Origin of the sequence: Streptococcus sp. (assembly GCF_030825805.1) — a bacterium.
Lineage (GTDB): Bacteria > Bacillota > Bacilli > Lactobacillales > Streptococcaceae > Streptococcus.
Genome location: NZ_JAPJPF010000070.1, coordinates 1 through 3,350 on the forward strand (window position 1 = coordinate 1; position 3,350 = coordinate 3,350).

The window sequence follows — 3,350 nt, forward strand, 5'->3', positions numbered from 1 at the left end:
GGGACGACGAAATCGAATTCTAACGAATTACCGATTTCTGTCCCACTCTCTTTTTAAACTTTTTATAGCTAAACTATCACTAATTATATATATTTTTAAAGAGGTCTTTAGAAATCGTTTTTAACATGCTATACTGGAGTTATAAAAAAGACCGAGATGTCTCAGTCTTTTTGGTTCTTAGTGATCGCGGTCACAGGAGATGAACTTGATCTTGTAGTAGTCACCGCGTTTATAGGTTTCCGTGTATTCAAGGATTTGGCCAGTCGCTTCTAGCTTGGTCGTCTTCACTTGTTTGACCGTTGGGAAATTTTCGTCGATCTTCAATACTTTAGCAACCTTGCTTGGTGTAGGAAAGACGATTTCGTTGACTTCTTCGAAGTGCTCGTCATTCATATGAATGTGGTAGTCTTCTTTGAAGCGATCATAGATAGAGCTGTAGTATTCCAAATTTGGATAGTTTGGATTGATGTATTGTTCAGGAACATAGGTTTGGTGGAAGATATAGGTATCATCCCCTGTCTGGCGAGTCCGTTCGATCTTATAGTAGAATTGCGTTGGGTTGAGGCCTAGTTTGTCTAGGATGCTTAAGGTATTTCCACGTTTAATAGAGAGAACTTTGACTTTGGCCTTTTGGATTGGGAAGGTTTCAACATCTGAAAATTCGACCAGTTTGTGTTTTCGAGCACGAGAAACAAAGGTTCCTTTTCCTTGCTGACGGACAATGTAGCCATCAGCAGCGAGGTCGTTCAAAGCACGGACAACGGTGATAGAGCTGACATCATAAATTTTAATGAGTTCAGCTTCAGTATAAAATTTATCTCCATTTTCAAATTTTCCGGAGATAATTTGCTGCTTCAATTCATCTTTGATGTGTTGGTACTTTGGAATTGCCATAGTGCTACCTCTCTTTAGATTTCTCTTATTTAACCCTATTTTAACATATTTTTTATAAAAGTGTTGACATTTTTTAAATAATTTATTATATTAATAAATGAAAAGGGTTACATATAAGAAAGGGGGGCGTTTATGGGAGTTTTTGAGATTCGCGATGCTTTCTATTTAAAAGATCAACCCTTCAAGATTTTATCCGGAGCGATCCATTATTTCCGAATTGACCCAGCAGACTGGTATCATTCCTTGTATAATCTAAAGGCATTGGGGTTCAACACGGTTGAAACCTATGTCCCTTGGAATGTGCATGAACCCCGCAAAGGACAGTTTGACTTTAGTGGTCGATTGGATTTAGAGCGTTTCATTCAAACAGCCCAGTCCCTAGGACTTTACATGATTGTAAGGCCGTCGCCCTTTATCTGTGCAGAGTGGGAATTTGGTGGATTACCAGCCTGGCTCTTAGAAGAAGACCTGCGAATCCGCTCATCTGACCCAGCCTTTATCGAATCAGTGGATCGTTATTATGATCGCTTGCTTGGCTTGTTGATACCCTACCAAGTGGATCAGGGTGGTCCAATCCTCATGATGCAGGTGGAAAATGAGTACGGCTCTTATGGAGAGGATAAGGATTATCTTCGTGCCATTCGGGATTTGATGAAGGAAAAAGGCGTGACCTGTCCTCTCTTTACATCAGATGGACCATGGCGAGCAACGCTAAGAACAGGAACCTTGATAGAAGAAGACCTCTTTGTGACGGGAAACTTCGGTTCCAAAGCAGCCTATAACTTCGGTCAGATGCAAGAATTCTTTGACGAATACGGCAAGAAATGGCCCTTGATGTGTATGGAATTCTGGGATGGCTGGTTTACCCGCTGGAAGGAACCTGTGATTCAAAGGGACCCAGAGGAGTTGGCAGAAGCTGTCCATGAGGTCTTGGAGCTCGGCTCCATCAATCTCTATATGTTTCATGGCGGGACCAATTTTGGCTTCATGAATGGTTGCTCAGCTCGGGGAACGCTAGACTTGCCACAGGTAACTTCCTATGACTATGGGGCTTTGCTCAATGAACAGGGCAATCCGACGGAGAAGTATTATGTCATTCAAAAAATGATGGCGACCTATTATCCGGAATACCCACAGCAAGAACCACTCATCAAAGAGTGTTTGCCAGAACAAACCTTGCAATTGGCAGCCAAGACTAGTCTTTTTGGGAATCTGGACAATCTGGCTCAGGTTGAGACCAGCCTTTATCCTGAAAAGATGGAAGAGTTGGGGCAAACCACAGGTTATCTCCTATATGAGACAGACCTTGAGTTGGATGCGGAAGAAGAAAAACTGCGCATCATTGATGGCCGGGATCGGGTACAGATTTACCTAGATGATCAACATGTAGCAACGCAATACCAAACAGAGATCGGTGAAGATCTTTTTATCAAAGGAAAAAAGAAAGCGGTTACGAATTTAAAAATCTTGCTTGAGAATATGGGCCGTGTCAACTATGGGCACAAGCTCTTGGCTGATAGCCAGCACAAGGGCATTCGCACAGGTGTCTGTGTGGATTTGCATTTCCACCTTCATTGGAAGCAGTACCCACTGGATTTACAAGATCTCAGTCAGCTCGATTTTTCAAAGGAATGGCAGGCAGGTGCTCCAGCATTTTACCGATATGATTTTCAGCTGGACCACACCCTTGACACTTATCTGGATATGACAGGATTTGGGAAAGGGGTCGTCTTTGTCAATGGCCATAACCTTGGCCGCTTCTGGGAGGTCGGACCGACCACTTCACTTTATGTGCCTCATGGTTTCCTCAAAGAAGGAGCCAATAGCCTGATCGTCTTTGAGACAGAAGGGCGTTACCAAGAGACACTTCAACTTGTTCAACAACCTACATTCAAAGAAGTAAAGGGGGAAAACTTATGACTATTGTAGGATGCCGTATCGATGGACGTTTGATCCACGGGCAGGTAGCCAATCTTTGGACTACCAAACTAAATGTTTCACGTATCATGGTGATCGATGATGAAGTCGCTCAAAATGATATTGAAAAAAGTGGCTTGAAACTAGCGACACCACCTGGTGTTAAGCTTAGTATCTTGCCAGTCGCAAAGGCTGCGGAAAATATCTTGGCTGGAAAATATGATAGCCAACGACTCTTTATCGTAGCTCGCAAACCTGATCGTTTCCTTCGTTTGATCGAAGCAGGTGTTCAGCTTGAAACGCTGAATGTCGGCAATATGTCTCAATCTGATGAGACACGTGCGATTACCCGCTCGATCAATGTGGTGGACGCGGATGTGGAAGATTTCAACAAGATCCACGAAAAAGGTGTAAAGATTACGTCTCAGATGGTGCCAAACGACACTGCAGAAGACTTTATGAAGTTATTAAAGTAAAAGAAAATTTTTAGGAGGAAATTGTCATGATACAATGGTGGCAAATTTTACTACTTACTTTGT

3 protein-coding genes are annotated in these 3,350 nt (G+C 42.7%); 2 read left to right on the top strand and 1 reads right to left on the bottom strand.

Features of this window, described 5'->3' with window-relative positions:
* Positions 1 to 177: 177 nt before the first annotated feature.
* Positions 178 to 894: a GntR family transcriptional regulator gene (locus RCH62_RS08360; protein ID WP_049472675.1), complete on the bottom strand. Its 717-nt coding sequence runs from the start codon at positions 892 to 894 to the stop codon at positions 178 to 180.
* Positions 895 to 1,026: 132 nt separating this feature from the next.
* On the opposite strand from RCH62_RS08360, the gene RCH62_RS08365 reads away from it, so the two are divergent.
* Positions 1,027 to 2,814 carry a beta-galactosidase family protein gene (locus RCH62_RS08365; RefSeq protein ID WP_306475019.1) on the top strand — a complete coding sequence of 596 codons (1,788 nt, stop codon included), beginning with the start codon at positions 1,027 to 1,029 and terminating at the stop codon, positions 2,812 to 2,814.
* Positions 2,811 to 3,287, top strand: a complete 477-nt coding sequence (locus RCH62_RS08370) for a PTS system mannose/fructose/N-acetylgalactosamine-transporter subunit IIB (RefSeq protein ID WP_003009322.1) — start codon at positions 2,811 to 2,813, stop codon at positions 3,285 to 3,287. Before RCH62_RS08365 ends, RCH62_RS08370 begins: the two co-directional genes overlap by 4 nt.
* Positions 3,288 to 3,350: the final 63 nt, after the last annotated feature.

What these genes read in the sequence shown, in the direction of transcription:
- RCH62_RS08365 (WP_306475019.1), top strand. Translation starts at nt 1,027, where the DNA reads ATGGGAGTTTTTGAGATTCGCGATGCTTTCTATTTAAAAGATCAACCC.
- RCH62_RS08370 (WP_003009322.1), top strand. Translation starts at nt 2,811, where the DNA reads ATGACTATTGTAGGATGCCGTATCGATGGACGTTTGATCCACGGGCAG.
- RCH62_RS08360 (WP_049472675.1), bottom strand. Translation starts at nt 894, where the DNA reads ATGGCAATTCCAAAGTACCAACACATCAAAGATGAATTGAAGCAGCAA.